Origin of the sequence: Mycolicibacterium chengduense (assembly GCF_033741155.1) — a bacterium.
Taxonomy (GTDB): Bacteria; Actinomycetota; Actinomycetes; order Mycobacteriales; family Mycobacteriaceae; genus Mycobacterium.
In genome coordinates, this window is sequence record NZ_JAWQNH010000005.1 from 333,646 (window position 1) to 350,461 (window position 16,816).

General features: G+C 68.6%; 17 protein-coding genes. 11 read left to right on the forward strand and 6 right to left on the reverse strand.

The window, feature by feature from the left end; all coding sequences use genetic code 11:
* Position 1: 1 nt before the first annotated feature.
* The 5 genes from SBI67_RS20155 to SBI67_RS20175 all read left to right on the forward strand — a co-directional run bounded on the left by SBI67_RS20155 (position 2) and on the right by SBI67_RS20175 (position 5,270).
* Positions 2-1,069, forward strand: a complete 1,068-nt coding sequence (locus SBI67_RS20155) for an ABC transporter ATP-binding protein (RefSeq protein WP_318982262.1) — start codon at positions 2-4, stop codon at positions 1,067-1,069.
* 29 nt (positions 1,070-1,098) lie between these two features.
* The gene (locus tag SBI67_RS20160) at positions 1,099-1,869 is read left to right on the forward strand and encodes an SDR family NAD(P)-dependent oxidoreductase (protein ID WP_318982263.1); all 771 of its coding nucleotides are present in this window, start codon (positions 1,099-1,101) and stop codon (positions 1,867-1,869) included.
* 48 nt (positions 1,870-1,917) lie between these two features.
* Complete coding sequence (locus SBI67_RS20165) at positions 1,918-2,739, forward strand: BtpA/SgcQ family protein (RefSeq protein ID WP_318982264.1); 822 nt, start codon at positions 1,918-1,920, stop codon at positions 2,737-2,739.
* An 87-nt stretch (positions 2,740-2,826) separates the two neighbouring features.
* Positions 2,827-3,648: a formate/nitrite transporter family protein gene (locus SBI67_RS20170; RefSeq protein ID WP_318982265.1), complete on the forward strand. Its 822-nt coding sequence runs from the start codon at positions 2,827-2,829 to the stop codon at positions 3,646-3,648.
* 20 nt (positions 3,649-3,668) lie between these two features.
* Positions 3,669-5,270: a CocE/NonD family hydrolase gene (locus SBI67_RS20175; protein WP_318982266.1), complete on the forward strand. Its 1,602-nt coding sequence runs from the start codon at positions 3,669-3,671 to the stop codon at positions 5,268-5,270.
* Here the strand turns inward: SBI67_RS20175 and SBI67_RS20180 are convergent.
* A complete protein-coding gene (locus SBI67_RS20180) occupies positions 5,267-6,235 on the reverse strand; it encodes an NADPH:quinone oxidoreductase family protein (RefSeq protein ID WP_318982267.1) in 969 nt (322 codons plus the stop codon). The genes SBI67_RS20175 and SBI67_RS20180 overlap by 4 nt on opposite strands.
* 23 nt (positions 6,236-6,258) lie before the next feature.
* Here SBI67_RS20180 and SBI67_RS20185 point away from each other — a divergent pair, with 23 nt between their 5' ends.
* Positions 6,259-7,341, forward strand: a complete 1,083-nt coding sequence (locus tag SBI67_RS20185; RefSeq protein WP_318982268.1) for an NAD(P)-dependent alcohol dehydrogenase — start codon at positions 6,259-6,261, stop codon at positions 7,339-7,341.
* 45 nt (positions 7,342-7,386) lie between these two features.
* Entirely contained in the window at positions 7,387-8,310 is a 924-nt protein-coding gene (locus SBI67_RS20190) for an alpha/beta fold hydrolase (protein ID WP_318982269.1), read from the forward strand.
* Here SBI67_RS20190 and SBI67_RS20195 read toward each other — a convergent pair.
* A complete protein-coding gene (locus SBI67_RS20195) occupies positions 8,300-9,628 on the reverse strand; it encodes a flavin monoamine oxidase family protein (protein ID WP_318982270.1) in 1,329 nt (442 codons plus the stop codon). The genes SBI67_RS20190 and SBI67_RS20195 overlap by 11 nt on opposite strands.
* Before the next feature lie 60 nt (positions 9,629-9,688).
* On the opposite strand from SBI67_RS20195, the gene SBI67_RS20200 reads away from it, so the two are divergent.
* Complete coding sequence (locus SBI67_RS20200; protein WP_318982591.1) at positions 9,689-10,672, forward strand: TIGR03617 family F420-dependent LLM class oxidoreductase; 984 nt, start codon at positions 9,689-9,691, stop codon at positions 10,670-10,672.
* Positions 10,673-10,717: 45 nt separating this feature from the next.
* Positions 10,718-12,253: a flavin-containing monooxygenase gene (locus SBI67_RS20205; RefSeq protein ID WP_318982271.1), complete on the forward strand. Its 1,536-nt coding sequence runs from the start codon at positions 10,718-10,720 to the stop codon at positions 12,251-12,253.
* Here SBI67_RS20205 and SBI67_RS20210 read toward each other — a convergent pair.
* Entirely contained in the window at positions 12,203-12,763 is a 561-nt protein-coding gene (locus SBI67_RS20210) for a YdcF family protein (RefSeq protein ID WP_318982272.1), read from the reverse strand. The genes SBI67_RS20205 and SBI67_RS20210 overlap by 51 nt on opposite strands.
* A gap of 18 nt (positions 12,764-12,781) precedes the next feature.
* The gene (locus SBI67_RS20215) at positions 12,782-13,537 is read right to left on the reverse strand and encodes a helix-turn-helix domain-containing protein (RefSeq protein WP_318982273.1); all 756 of its coding nucleotides are present in this window, start codon (positions 13,535-13,537) and stop codon (positions 12,782-12,784) included.
* A gap of 36 nt (positions 13,538-13,573) precedes the next feature.
* Between SBI67_RS20215 and SBI67_RS20220 the strand changes: the two genes are divergently transcribed.
* Entirely contained in the window at positions 13,574-13,924 is a 351-nt protein-coding gene (locus tag SBI67_RS20220) for a DUF4345 domain-containing protein (protein WP_413232535.1), read from the forward strand.
* Here the strand turns inward: SBI67_RS20220 and SBI67_RS20225 are convergent.
* Both SBI67_RS20225 and SBI67_RS20230 read right to left on the reverse strand, forming a co-directional pair.
* Positions 13,921-15,036 (reverse strand): Rv3169 family protein, encoded by a 1,116-nt coding sequence (locus SBI67_RS20225; RefSeq protein WP_318982274.1) that lies wholly within the window; start codon positions 15,034-15,036, stop codon positions 13,921-13,923. The two genes, SBI67_RS20220 and SBI67_RS20225, sit on opposite strands and share 4 nt — an antisense overlap.
* Positions 15,036-16,160, reverse strand: a complete 1,125-nt coding sequence (locus tag SBI67_RS20230) for a phosphotransferase family protein (protein WP_318982275.1) — start codon at positions 16,158-16,160, stop codon at positions 15,036-15,038. Before SBI67_RS20230 ends, SBI67_RS20225 begins: the two co-directional genes overlap by 1 nt.
* Positions 16,161-16,202: 42 nt before the next feature.
* Here SBI67_RS20230 and SBI67_RS20235 point away from each other — a divergent pair, with 42 nt between their 5' ends.
* Positions 16,203-16,799 (forward strand): TetR/AcrR family transcriptional regulator C-terminal ligand-binding domain-containing protein, encoded by a 597-nt coding sequence (locus tag SBI67_RS20235; protein WP_318982276.1) that lies wholly within the window; start codon positions 16,203-16,205, stop codon positions 16,797-16,799.
* Positions 16,800-16,816 lie beyond the last annotated feature (17 nt).

Genomic DNA, 16,816 nt, shown 5'->3' on the forward strand with positions numbered 1-16,816 from the left:
CATGGCTACAGTCCGCTTCTCCGGAGTCAACAAGTCCTACGGATCCACCACCATCGTCGAGGACCTGAATCTCGAACTGCCCGACGGCTCTTTCACCGTGCTGGTCGGACCGTCCGGTTGCGGCAAGTCCACTTCGCTGCGCATGCTCGCCGGCCTGGAATCGGTCACGTCGGGCACCATCACCATCGGTGACCGGGACGTCACCGACCTGCAGCCCCGGGACCGGGACGTGGCCATGGTGTTCCAGAACTACGCGCTGTACCCGCATCTGACCGTGCGGGAGAACATCGCCTTCCCGCTGCGCGCGGCCAAGACACCGCGAGCCGAGGCGCTGCGCCGCGCCGACGAGGTGGCCGAATCCCTCGGTCTGGGAAAGCTGTTGGGCCGCAAGCCCAAAGACCTCAGCGGCGGACAGCAACAGCGGGTGGCGATCGGGCGGGCCATCATCCGCGAACCCGCGGTATTCCTGTTCGACGAACCGTTGTCCAACCTGGACGCCAAACTGCGCGTCGAGACCCGTACCGAACTGCTGCAGATCCAACGCAGGCTCGGCATCACCTCCGTGTACGTGACGCACGATCAGGAGGAGGCGATGACGCTGTCCGACCGCATGGTGGTGCTGCGCGACGGCCGCATCGCCCAGCAGGGCACCCCGCTCGAGGTGTACAACACTCCCGCCGACACCTTCGTGGCGTCGTTCGTCGGCAGTCCCAAGATGAACCTGCTCGACGGCGAGCTGACCGGCCGCACCTTCACCCTGACCAACGGCATCGCCCTCGATGTCGACGGGATCGACGCGCGCGGCCCGCTGATCCTCGGGGTGCGCCCCGACGACCTGGTCCCCACTGCGGCGCCGGACGGTGCGGCCACGGTGGCCCTGATCGAACTGCTCGGGCCGCGGGCCATCGTCACCATCTCCGCCCGCGATACCGAGCTGACCAGCGTGGTCGAGACATCTCGGCTCACCGGTATCACCGAGGGCGCAGCGGTGGCGCTGACGATCCGGCCCGGTGGCGCACACGCTTTCGACGCACAGACCCAGCTGCGCCTCACCGGCGCAAGTCGGTGAAGAAGTAAAGGAAGAGGAACAAGCACGTTATGACGAAGACAGTCGTGGTGACCGGTGCCGGATCGGGCATCGGACGGGCCATCGCCACCACACTCGCAGCCCGGGATTGGCGTGTCGTGGTCACCGATATCAACGGTGACGCCGCGCGGGAAGTCGCCGCCGGCCTGCCCAACCAGGATGTCGGGCATGAATCGGCGGTGCTCAATGTCAGCGCGCCCGAAGACGCGGCCACCGTGGCCGACGGCATCGCCGACCGGCTCGGTCTGGACGCCTGGGTGAGCAACGCCGGGATCTCGTTCATGCACAAGTTCCTCGACGCGCCGGTGGCTCGTTACGACCAGACCATGGACGTCAACCTCAAGGGCGTGTTCGTGTGTGGGCAGGCCGCGGCTCGGGCCATGGTGCGCAGCGGAACGGCAGGCAGCATCGTCAACACCGCGTCGATGGCGGGAAAGCAGGGCCGGGTGCCCTACCTGTCGGATTACGTGGCGTCCAAGTTCGGCGTCGTCGGCCTCACCCAGGCGATGGCCTACGAGCTCGGTGAGCACGGCATCACCGTCAACTGCGTGTGCCCGGGATATGTCGAAACCCCGATGCAGACAAGGGAACTGGAGTGGGAAGCGCAGTTGCGCGGCAGCACTCCCGACGGTGTGCGCGCCATGATGATCGACGACACGCCGTTGGGGCGCCTCGAACAACCCGACGATGTCGCCCGGGTGGTGGCGTTCCTGCTGTCCGAGGACGCACGCTTTGTCACCGGCGAGGCGCTGGCCGTCAACGGCGGCGCCTACATGGACTGACCGGTCCGCAAAAGACTTGGTATTCAACGCAAAAAGAAAGGCACTTCAGTGACCACCACCTGGCTCGACGAGGTCTTCGGAGTTCGCAAGCCCGTCATCGCCATGCTGCACCTCAGCGCGCTGCCCGGCGACCCCGGTTACGACACCGCGGGCGGTATCGCCGCCGTCGTCGACCGGGCCCGGACCGAACTCGACGCCCTGCAGTCCGGAGGCGTCGACGGCGTCATGATCAGCAACGAGTTCAGCCTGCCGTATCTGACCAAAACCGAACCCATCACGGCGATCACCATGGCCCGCATCATCGGCGAGCTGCTGCCCGACCTGTTCGTGCCCTATGGCGTCAACGTGCTGTGGGACGGGCGTGCCTCCATCGATCTGGCCGTGGCCACCGGCGCGAAGTTCGTCAGGGAGATCTTCACCGGGGTCTATGCCAGCGATTTCGGCCTGTGGGACACCAACGTCGGTGAGGTGGCCCGGCACCGCACCCGGGTCGGCGGGACGGGAGTGAAGCTGCTGTTCAACATCGTGCCGGAGTCGGCCACCTATCTCGCCGCGCGGGACCTGGCGTCGATCACCCGCACCACCGTCTTCGCCACCCTGCCCGACGCGATCTGTGTCTCGGGCGCCACCGCCGGTGCACCGACCGACACCGAGGCGCTGCGCGTGGTGAAGTCGGCCGCCGGCGACGTGCCGGTGTTCGTCAACACCGGGGTGCGGGCCGAGAACGTGGCCAAGCAGCTCGACATCGCCGACGGGGCCGTCGTCGGAACGTATTTCAAGCAGGACGGCGTGTTCGAGAACCAAGCCGACCAGAAGCGGGTCGAGGAGTTGATGCTGGCCGCCAGATCCTTCCGCGACCAGCTGGTGTGAGAGCCCGTTTGAACGACGCCGCCGCCGGGCATCCCTGAGCCCGACGGCCACGTCGACCGTCCTTCGCGATCGTGGGAAAGAGGACGGATGGCCGACGCCGACCGCCGCCGGCTGGGCGAGTCCGACAGCCCCATCGAGGACGAGCTCGAGTACGCCTTCACCCGGATGGTCGACGAGGGCACCCAACGGCTGCACCGGAGCTGGCGGGAAGTGCTGGTCACCGGATTCTTCGGCGGCACCGAGGTCGCGATGGGTGTGCTGGCCTACCTGTCGGTGCTGGCCGCCACGGACAGCCCACTGTTGGCCGGGCTGGCGTTCTCGATCGGCTTCCTGGCTCTGCTGTTGGGGCGCAGCGAGCTGTTCACCGAGGGCTTCCTGATTCCGGTGACCACCGTGGCGGCCAAACGGGCCAGCATCGCCCAACTGTGCAAGCTGTGGGGCGGGACGCTGGCCGCCAACCTGGTCGGCGGCTGGCTCATCATGTGGTTGATCATGATCGCCTTCCCCCGGTTGCACGACACGACCGTCGAGGCGGCCACGCACTACGCCACCGCACCCCTGTCCGGGGAAACGGTCACACTCGCGGTGCTGGGCGGCATGGCGATCACGCTGATGACGCGCATGCAGCACGGCACGGACGCGATGGTCGGCAAGATCGCCGCGGCCGTCGCCGGTGCGTTCCTGCTCGCGGGCCTTCAGATGTTTCACTCGATCCTGGACTCGCTGTTGATCTTCGGGGCGATGTTCACCGGCCACGCGCCCTTCGGGTACCTCGACTGGCTCACCTGGTTCGGTTACACCGTCGTCGCCAACATGGTCGGAGGCCTGGGATTGGTGACGCTGCTGCGCCTGCTGCGCAGCAAGGACCGCCTGCAGCAGGAGCGCGTGGAAGCGGAAGAGGCGGACTGAGTAGCTACAGTCGAGGCATCATGGCCACCGATGATCACCACCGCGGCCCGCTGACCGCATTGGCGTTGCGGGTATCGGCCGCCAAGGCCGGTTTGGGGCCGCCGACGACCCGCTACACCGTGCGCCGCGATATCGAAGTCGTGACCCGTGACGGCGAACGGCTGCGCACCGATCTGTACACGCCGTCGGAGCCGCTGGGCACGATACTCATACGCACTCCATACGGCCGGACGAATCTGCCGGCCACCGTCACCGCCGGGCTCTACGCCGAGCGTGGCTACCGCGTGGTTCTGCAAAGCGTCCGTGGGACGTTCGGCTCCACCGGTACCTTCGAGCCGGGACTGAGCGAGGCGGCCGACGCCGCGGACACCGTGGCCTGGATGCGCACCCAACCGTGGTTCGACGGCCGGTTCGCCACCGTCGGGGCGTCCTATCTCGGCTTCACCCAATGGGCACTGTTGTCGGACCCGCCAACGGAGCTGACGACCTCCGTCATCGCCATGGCGCCGCATGACTTCGCCGAATCAGGTTGGAGCACAGGGTCATTCGCCCTCGGCGATTTTCTGACCTGGAGCTACCAGGTGGCCCATCAGGAAAACGGCGGAACCCTGCGCATGCTGACACGGGCACTGACCACGTCGCGCCGGCTACGCACCCCGCTGCGCACCGTGCCGCTGCGCGACGCCGGCAGGCGCATCCTCAAAGGACGTGCCGGCTGGCACGAGTCGTGGCTGCGCACCTCCGACACGGCCCACCCGTACTGGCAGCCCAGCCGGCTCGGCGGCGCCCTGCAGCGGGCCGGCGCACCGGTGTTACTGGTCACCGGCTGGCAGGACGTCTTCCTGACCCAGACGCTGGAGCAGTACCGCCGCCTCGTCGAGCGCGGCGCCGAGCCCGCCCTGATCGTCGGCCCCTGGACCCACGGCGAGGGCGGCGGTGACCTCTTCAGGGAATCGCTGGCCTGGCTGGCCGGGGCGCGCTGGTCCGGGGCGCGGATCCAGGTGACCGGCACCCAGGACTGGCGGGATATGCCCGAATGGCCGCCCGCCACCGAGGATTCCGTTCTCTACCTGCGTCCCAGGGCCGCGCTGGGGGACCGGCGCCCCGACGGCGACGGGGTACTGACCCGGTTCGTGTTCGACCCCGCCGATCCGACTCCGACCATCGGCGGTCGGCTGCTGTTCACCCCCAGCGGTTACCGCGAGGACAGCGCACTGGCCGCGCGTGCCGATGTGGTCACCTTCAGCACCGCGCCGCTGACCGACGCGTTGGAGGTGCTCGGCACGCCGCGCCTGGATCTGGTGCACCGCACCGACACCGGATACGCCGACGTCTGGGTGCGGATCAGCGAGGTCGCCGCCGACGGGACCTCACGCAACGTCAGCGACGGCTATGTGCGCCGCGCGGCCGGGGCGCCGCCGACGCTGCAGCTGGATCTCGACCCGATCGCGCACCGGTTCACGCGCGGCTCCCGGATCCGGCTGATGATCGCGGGCGGATCGCATCCGCGCTATGCCCGCAACCACGGCACCGGCGAACCGGTGTGGACCGCGACGCAGATGGTGCGCACCACCCACGAGGTCGGCGCCGGGTCGCGGCTGCTGCTGCCGGTGCCGCGCTAGCGCACCTTCAACACGATTTTGCGGGTGGCGCTGCGGTTTTCCAGTGCGGAGATGGCCTCGGCGGCCTTGTCGAACGGATACACCACGGGCTCCGGTGCGGGCACCGCGCCGGAAGCCAGCAGCGGGGCCAGCTCCGCCCACTGCTGCGCCAGGTAGCCCGGGTGGGTCATGGTCCAGGCGCCCCATCCGACGCCGATCGCGTCGACGTTGTTGAGCAGCAACCGATTCACCTTCACGGTGGGGATCTCCCCGCCGGTGAAACCGACGACCAGCAGCCGCCCGCCAGCGGCCAGGGAGCGCAGCGAATCGGTGAACCGGTCACCGCCCACCGGGTCCAACACGATGTCCACGCCGCGCCCACCCGTCAGGTCGGCCACCGCGTCCTTGAATCCGTCGGCGAGCACCACGTCGGATGCGCCCGCGGCCCGGGCGATCTCGCCCTTGGCCTCCGTGCTCACCACGGCGATCACCCGGGCGGCGCCCAACGCGGGGGCCAGCCGCAGCGTCGAGGTGCCGATTCCGCCGGCCGCACCGTGCACCAGCACCGTCTCGCCGGCGGCCAGCCTGCCGCGGGTGCGCAGCGCGAAGTGCACCGTCAGGTCGTTGAACAGCACCCCGGCACCTGCCTCGAAGGACACCGAGTCCGGGAGTGCGAACACCCGGTCCGGCGGCAGCGTGACCACCTCGGCCATCCCGCCGGTCAGCAGCGTCAGCCCGGCGACCCGGTCACCGGCCGCCACCGGTGCATCCCGCGGTGCGCTGCGCACCACCCCGGCGATCTCGGCGCCCGGGATGTACGGCAGCGGCGCCTTGTACTGGTACAGGCCACGGGTCTGCAGGGCGTCGGGAAAGGCCACACCGGCTGCGTGCACCTCGATGACCACCCCATCGGAGCCCGGCTCGGGGATGTCCACCACCTCCGCCGCCGACGGGCCGTCCAACCGGGGGATGTGTATGGCGCGCATGAGGCACCATTTAACATCCCGTGGTGATCAAGGCACGTGCCGCGGTGCTCCGCGAACCCGGTCAGAACCCCGACCTCGCCGATATCGAACTGCGTGACCCGGTGGCCGACGAGGTGCTGGTCCAGATCGAGGCGGTGGGCATCTGCCACACCGATATCAGCGTCGCCACCTGGTTCACGAAGGTGCCCGTGGTGTTCGGGCATGAGGGCACCGGCACCGTCGTGGCCGCCGGCCCGCAGGCCCGCGACCGCATCGGGAACCGGGTTGTGCTCACCTTCGCCAGCTGCGGCGCGTGCCCGAACTGCGCCGGCGACCGGCCCGCCTACTGTGATCAGTCGGCCAATCTCAACATGCGGGGCAGCCGCCGCGACGAGACCAGCGCGCTGCGGCTGCACGGTGCACCCATCACCGGTGGCTTCTTCGGCCAGTCCAGCTTCGCCACGCACGCCATCACCCGGTCGCGCAACGCGGTGACGGTGCCCGACGCGATCGCGCCCGCGCTGGCCGCACCGCTGGGCTGCAGCGTGCAGACCGGGGCCGGCGCGGTGCTCAACGTGGTCGCGCCGACGGCCGACGACGCGGTCGTGGTGTTCGGCGCCGGTGCGGTCGGCCTGTCGGCGGTGATGGGAGCGCGCATCGCCGGCTGCCGCACCATCATCGCCGTCGACCCGATCGCCGACCGCCGGGAGCTGGCCACCGAACTGGGCGCCACCCACACCTTCGACCCCGGCGCCGACGTCGCGGCCGCGGTGGCCGACCTCACCGGCGGGGCCGCCGCGGTCATCGACACCACGGCCCGCCCCGACGTCGTCGCGGCGGCGGTCGGATTGCTGCGCTCCCGTGGCACCCTGGCGCTGCTGGGGCTGGGCGCGCCGACGGCCGAACTGCCGGTGGCGCTCATCATGGCGAAGGGCATCACGGTGCGCGGCGTGGTCGAAGGTGACAGCGACCCGCACACCTTCCTGCCGTGGCTGGCCGACCGTCACCTGAGCGGGGAACTCCCGCTGGACAAGCTGGTGACGCGATTCGCGTTCGACGATTTCGGGCAGGCGTGGGCCGCCGCGAAGGCCGCCGAGGTGATCAAGCCCGTCCTGGTCACGGCGTAGACTGACGGCCCCGGCAACGTGGCCGGGGACGATTGGAGCACCCAGATGACGCTTCCACCGCTGCCCGCCGGTCGCACCGTGGCGGTCCGCTCGAATGATGGCACCCGGCTGCACGCCCAGGTGTTCGGCCCGGACGACGCGTACCCCATCGTGCTGGCCCACGGCATCACCTGCGCCATCGGGGTGTGGGCGCATCAGATCGCCGACCTTGCCGGCGAATACCGCGTCATCGCCTATGACCACCGCGGACACGGCCGCAGCGAGACTCCGCGCCAACGCCGCCAGTACAGCCTCAACCACCTGGCCAGCGATCTGGATGCCGTTCTGGATGCCACGTTGGCGCCGGGGGAGCGCGCCGTCATCGCCGGGCACTCGATGGGCGGCATCGCGATCACGTCGTGGTCGCAGCGCTACCCGCAGCGGGTGCTCGGATGCGCGGATGCGGTGGCGCTGATAAACACCACCACCGGGGACCTGCTGCGCGACGTGCAACTGGCTCCGGTGCCCGCGCCGCTGTCGCGGGCCCGCATCCGCACCGCCGGCACGTTCCTCAAGACATTCGGTGCCACGCCGATCCCGAAGCTGGCCGACGGTCCCAACAAGCGATTCGTCGAATATCTGGCCGTCGGGCGCGGCGCGGCCCCCGAGGTCGGCGACCTGGTGTACCGGCTGTTCGCCACCACCCCGGCGGCGGGCCGGGGCGGCTGGGCGCGAGTGCTGGTGGACAGCCTTGGCGCCAATCATATTTCGCTACGCAACCTGACTGTGCCGACGTTGGTGATCGGCAGCCGCGATGACCGGCTGCTGCCGATCAACGCGTCCCGCCACATCGCCGAGCACCTGCCGAACCTGACGGCGTTCGTCCAGTTGGCCGGCGGGCACTGCGCCATTCTGGAGCGCCCGGCCGAAGTGAACCACCAGCTGCGGGCGCTGGCTGAATCGGTTGCGCCGCAACGACTCAGTTCGTGAGGTACCCGGTGACCTCGGCGGCGGCGCGCTGACCCGAGCGCACCGCGCCGTCCAGGAACCCGGTCCACTCGTCGGCCGTCTCGGTGCCTGCCCAGAACACGCCGTCGACGGGGGCGCGCAGCGCATGCCCGTAGCTGGTCCAGGCGCCGGGCGGTACCGCCGCCGTCGGGCCGCCCGGCGCGAATTCCTTGGTGCCCCAACAATGGTCGAGATACTCGATGGGTGACGCCGCGGCATCGCCGAACAACGCGGCGAAGTTGCGCAGTGCGCGGTCGCGGCGCTGCTGCGGGGGCAGCGGGTCGAAGCTGCGTGAGTCGGCGAATCCCAACAGCACACCGGGCCCGTCGTCACCGGGACTGACGTCGAAGGTGATGAACACCGGTCCCTCATCCGACAGCGCCTCGCCCGAACAGCCGTCGGCCCGCCAGAACGGCTTGTCGTAGGCGGCATAAGCCTTGCTCAGATTGCCCTGCGGCCAATGCGCCACCAGGTCCCGATGGTCGTCGGGCAGTGCCGGTTCGAAGGTGATCGCGCCGCGGTGCGCCGGCGGGATAGCCACGATCACCGCCCGCGCTTCCCACGATCCGGTCTCGGATTCGACGCGATACCCGGAGCCGTCCCGGATGACGTGGCGCACCACGGTGTTCAGCCGCACGGTCAGGTCCTCGGCCATCCGGATGGCGATCTGCTGCGTCCCGGCGGGGAAGCGGTCCTGTTGGGCACCGCCCTCGACGTCCAGCATGGGGCCGAGGCCGCCGGCCGCCTTCACGTAACGCACCGCGTGCAGCATCGACACCGCGTCCGGTTCGCACCCCCAGGTCACCCGCGACATGATCGCCATCAGATTTCGGGTCGACGCGTTCGCGTGCACCGAGCGCAACCAGCTGTCCAGGCTGCGCCGGTCCAGCCGCTCGGCCGCGGGCGCCGCCCACGGGTCGACCACCGGGATCAGTTTGGCCAGCCGATCGAAGCGCCACTGGATTCGGGACACGTCGAACAGCTCGATCATCGACAGCTTCGGAATGGTGCTGCGGTAGGACCGCACCCGCCCGTGCCAGTCGATCAGGTTCTTGCCGCGGGAGTACGTGGGTACCGTGTCGCAGCCCAGTTCGGCCGCGAGTTTCAGCACGGCGGTCTGGGTAGGGCCCACGAACGTCGCACCGAGGTCGACCGGTACTCCGGCGATCGTCGTCGTGTGCGAGCGCCCGCCGACCCGGTCGCGGCCCTCCAACACGACCACGTCGAGTCCTCGTCTGGTCAGTTCGCGCGCCGCCATCAGCCCCGCGAATCCGGCTCCCACCACGATCACATCGCCCACGAGCCCCAGTCTGCACCGAAGCACCGCCGCCGCGCACTAGGGTGAGCCGCTGTGAAGGTCATGACGGCGTTGTACGGGCCCACCGATGCCATCGAACGCGCGCGGGAGCTACGCGATGCCGGAGCCAGTGGGGTGTTCACCTTCGAAGGGCCGCACGACGTGTTCACCCCGCTGACCCTGGCGTCGACGGTCGGCGGGCTGGAACTGATGACGAATGTGGCGATCGGGTTCCCGCGCAATCCGATTCACCTGGCACATCAGGCAATCGACCACCAGATCCTCACCGGCGGCCGATTCACGCTGGGGTTGGGCACCCAGATCCGCACGCAGATCGAGAAGCGGTTCGGCGCCGATTTCGACCGGCCGGTGCAGCGCATGACCGAACTGGTGGCCGCCCTGCGGGCGATCTTCACCACCTGGTCGACCGGTGAACGGCTGAATTTCCAGGGCGAGTTCTACCGGCACACCCTGATGACCCCGACCTTCACCCCGCGCGACAACCCCTACGGGCCGCCGCCCATCTATGTCGGGGCGCTCGGCCCGAAGCTGACCCGCGCGGTCGCCGAGCATGCAGACGGCCTGCTGGTGATGCCGTTCGGATCCAAACGCTTCCTCAACGAGGTGACCATGACCGCGGTGGACGCCGGGCTGAGTGCCGCGGGTCGCGGTCGCGCGGATCTCGCCATCGTCCCCGAGATCATCGTGTCGGTCAGCTCCGACACCAACCCCGACCATGCCGCCACCCGCCAGTTGCTGGCCTTCTACGGTTCCACCCCGGCATATCGGCCGGTGCTGGAGGCACACGGCTGGGGTGACCTGCAGCCGGAACTGAACGCGCTGTCCAAGCAGGGCCGCTGGGCCGAGATGGGTGCGCTGATCGACGACGACGTGCTGCACACCATCGCCGCCTGCGGCACGCCCGCCGAGGTCGCCGCGCATATCGCGGATCGGGTGCGCGGGGTGTCCGACCGGGTGTGCATCTACCAGCCCGGGCCGATCGCGGTGGATTCGCTGGCGCAGATCGTTGACGCACTGCGCACCTGAGCACCTATGGTGGTGGTACGGCGCAGGACCACGAGGAGGTCGTCCATGGGCGAGGAGCAGGTCGAGTCCGGGTTGACCCCCGAATTCACGGACGTGCTGATCATCGGCGCGGGCATCTCCGGCATCAACGCCGCCTACCGCATCCACGAGCAGAACCCGCGGCTGACCTACGCCATCCTGGAGCGCCGCGAGCGCATCGGCGGTACCTGGGATCTGTTCCGCTATCCCGGAATTCGTTCCGACAGCGATATCTTCACGCTCAGTTTCCCGTATGAGCCGTGGACCCGTGCAGAACATGTCGCCGACGGGGCCGACATCCGTGCCTACCTCACGCACACCGCGCACAAGTACGGCATCGACCGGCATATCCGCTTCAACACCAAAGTGCTTTCGGCGGATTGGGATTCGGCCACCGACACCTGGACGGTGGCGATCGAGTCCGACGGGGTGCCTGCGACCCGCCGGGCCCGCTTCCTGTTCTTCGGCACCGGGTACTACGACTACGACCACCCGCACACCCCGCCGATCGCGGGGCTGGACGATTTCGCCGGTCCGGTGGTGCACCCGCAGTTCTGGCCCGAGTCGCTGGACCATGCCGGCAAGAACGTCGTGGTGATCGGCAGTGGAGCCACCGCGATCAGCCTGGTGCCCGCCCTGGCCCGCACGGCCGGCCACGTCACCATGCTGCAGCGTTCGCCCACCTACATGATGGCCATGCCTGCCATCCCGGTCGTCATGCAAGCCATCCGGAAGCTGTTGCCGGACAAGCTGGCTCACCGCTTCATCCGGTTCCGCAACGCCTGGATGCACTACGCGCTGTTCCTGTTCTTCCGCAAGGCCCCAGGCCTGGGCCGGCGACTGATCCGCGCCAGGACCGTTGCCCAACTCCCCGCGGGCTATCCGGTCGACGTGCACTTCAAACCCCGCTATCGACCCTGGGACCAGCGCATGTGTCTGGTGCTCGACGGCGACCTGTACGAGGACCTCAGCGCCGGACGCGCCGAGATCGTGACCGATCACATCGATCACGTCGATGCCACCGGCATCGTGCTGGCCGGCGGTGGCCGACTGGAGGCCGACATCATCGTCACCGCAACGGGGTTACAGCTGCAGGCGCTGGGCGGGATCGAGGTGCGCATCGACGGCCGCACGATCGAGCCCACCGACCGATTCGTCTACAAGGAGTACCTGCTCGAAGAGGTGCCGAACATGGCCTGGTGTGTCGGATACACCAACGCGTCGTGGACGCTGCGCGCCGATATGACCGCCAAGGCGGTGGCAAAGCTGTTGGCGTACATGGATGCGCACGGCTATACCCACGCCTACCCCCATCGCAACGGGGTGCCGGTGCAGGAGAAGCCGGCCTGGGACATCAACGCCGGCTACGTGGCGCGGGCGCCGCATGCGCTGCCCAAGTCCGGTACCCGTCGACCCTGGAACGTGCGGCACAACTACGGTCTGGACGTGATCGACCATCGGTTCGACCGGATCGAGGAGTCGATGGTGTTCGGGCGGGCGCCGGCCCGCGCGCTAGCCGAATCGGTTTCGGTACAGGTGGTAGGCCAGCAGGGCCACGTGTAGCGGCCCCCACTCACCAGGGATGTAGTCGCGCGCCGGATGCAGCCGCTCGGCCAGCATCGGTGCCTGCTCGTGCAGGATCTGTCGTGCCCGGCGCGCATGGAAGGTGTTGGACACGATCTTGACCGCCGGACTGTCGGTCATCAGGGGGATCGAATTCACGATGTTCTGCACGGTGTTCTGCGACCGATCTTCCACGATGACGTTCGCCGGCGGTACCCCGAGCCGACGGACCGCATAGTCGGCCATCAGCTCGGCCTCCGGCACCGTGGTGCGCACCGCGGCGCCGGAGAAGACGAACCGGGCCGTCGACGGGTCGGTGGAGCGCACGGCAATGCGCACCCGCCACTTCCACAGGGCGGTGATCGGACAACCCAGTACCAGCACCGTCTCCCCGGGCACCGGAGCACCGTCGGCATTCGCGGTCAGCTCGCGTGAGGCTTTCCAGGTCGCCCACTCCGCCGCGCCGAACACGGCCAGCACGGCCGGTACCCACACCCATTTCGGCCCCATCGCTTTATTCGACCACGTTCAGAGAATCCGGATGCTCAGCCCCGTCGCCAGTAACTGGGTGGCCGACAACCCGAATGTCGTCTTGAACCGGTCGGCCAGGTGCGAAGGGCTGGCGAACCCGGCTTCGACCGCGGCGGTGGTGAGACTGTGTCCGGCCGCCAGTTCGGCGCCGGCGCGGATCAGCCGGCTCCACAACCGGTAGCGGCGCAAGCTCGATCCGGTCTCCTGCCGGAACAGGTGCAGGAAACGTGATTCGGACAGCCCGGCCGCCGCCGCCAGCTCTCCCGCCGAGCTCTGTGTGCCGGGATCGTCACGAATCTGCTTGGCCACCAGCTCGATCCGGGGGTCGATGGTGCCGATCGCGACCGGCGCTGCCGCCGCCAGCCGCCGCGCCGCCGCGGCATCATCCTGCGGCACGGTCAGCAGGGCCCGCTGTGCGTCGTGGTGCACGCCGATCTGGTGATCGAACTCGGTGAACCGCTGCCGGCAGGACCGGGTGTGCTCGGACGCGGGGTCGAGGTAACACGACACCAGCCGACCATCGACCGTCAGGTGGTGGGTGAGTCGCGGGGGGATCAGCGCCGAGCGCGCGACGATGCGTCGTGCGCCGACGGTGACGGTCAGCGGGCCGTCGACACCCACGGCCAGGCACCACACCGAACCGGAATGCGGTTCCAGCCCCAGACCCGGGCCGGCATACAGCGCCTGTCCCGGCCACAACCACACCGCGGGATAGCAGGTTTGTGGAAGCGCCGCCGGCTTCGCGCTGGGCATGCTGGACTCCTGATCGCTGACGAACAGGAGGTTACCGTGATCGAGCTGGTCCTTGCGGTGTTCTTCGCCGGCATGGGCGTCTATGCACTGGCCGCGCCGGCGGCCATGCTGGGTCCGTTCGGTGTCACGCTCGGCACCGCGACCGCGCGCTCGGAGGTGCGTGCCGTCTACGGCGGATTCGGGCTGGCCATCGCCGCGGTGCTGATCTACGCCACCCGCGCGCCCGAGGCGCGAACCGGTGTCCTGATCACCGTCGGGGCCGCACTGGCCGGGATGGCAGCAGGGCGGTTGGCGTCGGTGTTCGGTCAGCGGACGCCGTTCTACCCCAACTGGTTCTACTGCCTGGTCGAAGCGGCGGGTGCGGCGGTGCTCTTCTGGGCCGTTTAGGGAGCCACGGTCAGCCAGTCGGCGAAGCCGGACGGGTCGTGCCGGCCCAGCGCGCCGTGCTCGAACAGCCCCCAGCCTTCGGCCGGCCCGCGGCCCTCCTCGGTGCACACCGCCCGCCCGACGTGGTCGATGACCCCGAAGGCGCAGCGTCCGACGACGGCAGGATCGGTCATGTCGTAGCTGAGTCGCTCGGTGAACTTCTCGCCACGCCACACGCCGTGCGTCCAATCCGAATCACCGCCGTAGCCACCACCGACGTGAATCGGAACCGGCAGTTTGGATTCCACGTCGAACCGGACGGGTGAGCCGTCCGGTGTGGTCGCGTCGATCGTTGCGCCGGTGGGGATGCGGGTGCCGGAGCGGTAGTGGATGTGCACCCGAGGCCAACCCAGTTGTTCGACGCGGCCGTCCTTCCAGATACGGGTGCAGTCGTTCAAGGACCGGAATCCGTTGGGCTCTTCCTGGATGATCAGCACGATCGAGAAGTCGTCGAACGCCATCGGCACGTACAGCCACCACATACCCTCGAACGGGGGATCGGCGGGCCGCCCGGCGGGCTCGGGGTCACCGATCGGCCGGATACCCCAGGACCGGTCCCTCGATCCGATCCACACCGCGGGATCGATCGCGATGCGTTTGCCGTCGATGTCCAGAGTTCCTTTCCACGAACCCAATTGGGCAAACCGCTGGGCGTCCAGGGTCACCCGGTTGCCCTGGCGCATGACGTGTGGCTGTTCCTGCACGACGTCGAACAACCCCGTCCAGGTCAGGTCAGCGGCGATCCCGTCGGTTTCCTCCAGGGTGATGTGCAGCGAGTGCAGCGGGTCGGTGACGTCGACGCGGTAACCCAGCACATGCTGGTGCAGCCGGTCTTGGTCGATGGCATCGGACAGGTGCACCGCCGTCTGGGTGTCCCCGTGCCTCACCAACAGGAAGGCGTCCTTCACCCCGAGGTTCGGGTAGTACCCGATCCCGGTGATGACGAAGATGTCGCCGGTGCGGTCATGGGCGTTGAAGTAGGACCGGTCGTAGAAGTTGCGGTCCGAAGAGCCGGGCCAGGCAATGGGTTTGGGGATCTGGTGAATGGGGAATTCGTCCATCGGGCCGAGCATCAGGCCTCCTCGAGGAGTCGTCGCAGCAGCGAGGCGTGGTAGAACGTCGACTCCACGTCCTCGGGTTTGTCCATCTCGCCGAAATGCACCCGGCGTGCGGTGGTGCGCATGAACACACAACACCAGATCACTCCGGAGTAGATGTAGAACCAGCGCAGGTCGCCGAGCGTGACGCCGGTCAGTCCTTCGTAGGTGGCCCGCACATCGTCCTCGCGCAGGACGTCCGGCAGGCCCGGTAGTCCTGCCAACCCGGCGAGTTCCTGGAATACCATGTGGGCGAAGATGATCCACGAGACGTCGAGTTCGCGGGGTCCCAGGGTGGCCATCTCCCAGTCCAATACCGCAGCCGGGCGGAAATCCTGGTACAGCACGTTGCCGATGCGGGAGTCGCCCCACGCCAGCACCGGGGTGGCGGCGGCGACGTCGGTGGGGAAGTGGTCCTCCAGCCAGCCCAGCGCCCGTTCCACGAGTTCGGAACGGCCGATATCCGGGACGGCGAATTCGTACCACTGTTTGAGCCAGCCGAAATGCCGCCGCAGTGGGGTGTCGCCGGCCGGGTCGTCCTCGATGAGGAACGAGAACCGCTGGGCGGCATCGGGAATGGAATGCAGTTTGGCGAGCACATCGACGGTGGCGTCCTGCAGCTCGCGCCGGCACTCGGCGGGCGCGTCGGCAAACCAATTGCCGCCGAAGGTGTAGGGCATCACATCGGGAGGCACGATGCCATCGACCCGGTCCATCAGGAAGAACGGGGTACCCAGCACGTCGCCGGTGGTGTCGATCCAGCGGACCCGGGGGACCGGCACATCGGTGAGATCGCCGACCTGGCGCATCAACTCGAATTGATGGTCCAGCCGATAGGACGAGAACACCGGGACGTCGGCGGCGGTGGGGGCGACCCTGGCGACCAGGTTCTGTTGCGCACCGTGCCAGTCGACGGTCAACAGCAGGGTCTCCGACGACATGCCGTTGGCGTCGACGCCGCTGTCGACGGTGACGGTGGGGGTGCCCTTGCCCGGGAGCTGCGTCGCCAGCCACCGCGCGATCGCGGCGGGTACGGTGCTGACATCTCGGCTGGAATGCTGCAGACGGCTGACGTCTTCGACGGCCGGTTCGTTCGCCACGGTGTTCCTTCCCGGACCAATTACGCTACGATCGGTAGCGATATGAAAGCAGACTCACCTACGGTTGACAAGGGGGCGGGCCGACCCCGCGATCCCCGCATCGACGCTGCCATACTCGAGGCCACCGCGGATCTGCTTGTGCAGATCGGCTATTCGAATCTGACGATGGCCGCCGTGGCCGAACGCGCCGGCACCACCAAGACGGCGCTGTACCGCCGGTGGTCGAGCAAGGCCGAGTTGGTGCACGAGGCGGCGTTCCCGACGGCGCCCACCGCGCTGCGCATGCCGGAGGGCGATATCGCCACCGATATCCGGGCCATGATCGCCGCCGCGGGAGCGGTGTTCACCAGCCCGGTGGTGCGTGCTGCCCTCCCCGGGGTGATCGCCGATATGGCCGCCGATCCGGAGCTGAGCCAACGGGTGATGAGCCGGTTCACCGGGCTTTTCGGCATGGTGCGGGACCGGCTGGTGCATGCCGTCGACCGCGGTGAGGTGCATCCCGATATCGACCCCGACCGGCTCATCGAGGTGATCGGCGGCGCCAACCTGCTGCGCATGCTGCTGGTGCCCGGCTGGGAGATCGACGACCAGTGGATAGACCAGACCACCGCCATCGTGGTGCACGGCGTCATCCGCTAGCCCCCTTCCCGCCCAAA